The sequence below is a fragment of the Shewanella sp. MBTL60-007 genome (genome assembly GCF_019654915.1).
Lineage (GTDB): Bacteria > Pseudomonadota > Gammaproteobacteria > Enterobacterales > Shewanellaceae > Shewanella.
Window position 1 is genome coordinate 1 of sequence record NZ_BPET01000133.1, and the last position, 1,887, is coordinate 1,887.

At 36.6% G+C, this 1,887-nt stretch carries 2 protein-coding genes; both read left to right on the plus strand.

Translation table 11 applies throughout. The features are described from left to right. Positions 1 to 89 precede the first annotated feature (89 nt). Positions 90 to 176: a tetracycline resistance determinant leader peptide gene (locus K5Q92_RS23640; protein WP_012386611.1), complete on the plus strand. Its 87-nt coding sequence runs from the start codon at positions 90 to 92 to the stop codon at positions 174 to 176. Positions 177 to 191: 15 nt separating this feature from the next. Next, positions 192 to 1,887, plus strand: a 1,696-nt coding sequence (tet, locus tag K5Q92_RS23645) for a TetM/TetW/TetO/TetS family tetracycline resistance ribosomal protection protein (RefSeq protein WP_220771234.1), incomplete at its 3' end; no start/stop codon positions are given.

Genomic DNA, 1,887 nt, shown 5'->3' on the forward strand with positions numbered 1-1,887 from the left:
TTGATCATATGACAAGATGTGTATCTACCTTAACTTAATGATTTTGATAAAAATCATTAGGGGATTCATCAGTGCTTTGTATGCTTTGTATGCTTTGTATGCCTATGGTTATGCATAAAAATCCCAGTGATAAGAGTATTTATCACTGGGATTTTTATGCCCTTTTGGGCTTTTGAATGGAGGAAAATCACATGAAAATTATTAATATTGGAGTTTTAGCTCATGTTGATGCGGGAAAAACTACCTTAACAGAAAGCTTATTATATAACAGTGGAGCGATTACAGAATTAGGAAGCGTGGACAGAGGTACAACGAAAACGGATAATACGCTTTTAGAACGTCAGAGAGGAATTACAATTCAGACGGCGATAACCTCTTTTCAGTGGAAAAATACTAAGATAAACATCATAGACACGCCAGGACATATGGATTTTTTAGCAGAAGTATATCGTTCATTATCAGTATTAGATGGGGCAATTCTACTGATTTCTGCAAAAGATGGCGTACAAGCACAAACTCGTATATTGTTTCATGCACTTAGGAAAATAGGTATTCCCACAATCTTTTTTATCAATAAGATTGACCAAAATGGAATTGATTTATCAACGGTTTATCAGGATATTAAAGAGAAACTTTCTGCGGAAATTGTAATCAAACAGAAGGTAGAACTGCATCCTAATATGCGTGTAATGAACTTTACCGAATCTGAACAATGGGATATGGTAATAGAAGGAAATGATTACCTTTTGGAGAAATATACGTCTGGGAAATTATTGGAAGCATTAGAACTCGAACAAGAGGAAAGCATAAGATTTCATAATTGTTCCCTGTTCCCTGTTTATCACGGAAGTGCAAAAAACAATATAGGGATTGATAACCTTATAGAAGTGATTACGAATAAATTTTATTCATCAACACATCGAGGTCAGTCTGAACTTTGCGGAAAAGTTTTCAAAATTGAGTATTCGGAAAAAAGACAGCGTCTTGCATATATACGTCTTTATAGTGGCGTACTGCATTTGCGAGATTCGGTTAGAATATCGGAAAAGGAAAAAATAAAAATTACAGAAATGTATACTTCAATAAATGGTGAATTATGTAAAATCGATAAGGCTTATTCCGGGGAAATTGTTATTTTGCAGAATGAGTTTTTGAAGTTAAATAGTGTTCTTGGAGATACAAAGCTATTGCCACAGAGAGAGAGAATTGAAAATCCCCTCCCTCTGCTGCAAACGGCTGTTGAACCGAGCAAACCTCAACAAAGGGAAATGTTACTTGATGCACTTTTAGAAATCTCCGACAGTGACCCGCTTCTGCGATATTATGTGGATTCTGCGACACATGAAATCATACTTTCTTTCTTAGGGAAAGTACAAATGGAAGTGACTTGTGCTCTGCTGCAAGAAAAGTATCATGTGGAGATAGAAATAAAAGAGCCTACAGTCATTTATATGGAAAGACCGTTAAAAAAAGCAGAGTATACCATTCACATCGAAGTTCCACCGAATCCTTTCTGGGCTTCCATTGGTCTATCTGTAGCACCGCTTCCATTAGGGAGCGGAGTACAGTATGAGAGCTCGGTTTCTCTTGGATACTTAAATCAATCGTTTCAAAATGCAGTTATGGAGGGGATACGCTATGGCTGTGAACAAGGATTGTATGGTTGGAATGTGACGGACTGTAAAATCTGTTTTAAGTATGGCTTATACTATAGCCCTGTTAGTACCCCAGCAGATTTTCGGATGCTTGCTCCTATTGTATTGGAACAAGTCTTAAAAAAAGCTGGAACAGAATTGTTAGAGCCATATCTTAGTTTTAAAATTTATGCGCCACAGGAATATCTTTCACGAGCATACAACGATGCTCCTAAATATTGTGCGAACATCG

Coding starts and splice junctions, on each gene's coding strand:
- K5Q92_RS23640 (WP_012386611.1), top strand. CDS start 90: ATGCTTTGTATGCCTATGGTTATGCATAAAAATCCCAGTGATAAGAGT.